Below are 255 nucleotides of genomic sequence, written 5' to 3' on the forward strand. Positions count from 1 at the left end.
CGATCACCCTCTCAGGTCGGCTACGCATCGTCGCCTTGGTGAGCCGTTACCTCACCAACTAGCTAATGCGCCGCGGGCCCATCTGTAAGTGACAGCCGAAACCGTCTTTCAGCTTTCCCTCATGAGAAGAAAAGGATTATCCGGTATTAGCACCGGTTTCCCGGTGTTATCCCAGTCTTACAGGCAGGTTGCCCACGTGTTACTCACCCGTCCGCCGCTAGACTCCGAAGAGTCCCGCTCGACTTGCATGTATTA

At 55.3% G+C, this 255-nt stretch carries 1 rRNA gene; it reads right to left on the minus strand.

Annotated elements, in window-relative coordinates:
- A 16S ribosomal RNA gene (locus M3610_RS27775) occupies window positions 1-255 on the minus strand; the annotation flags it as partial.

This window comes from Neobacillus sp. MER 74, from assembly GCF_023714155.1.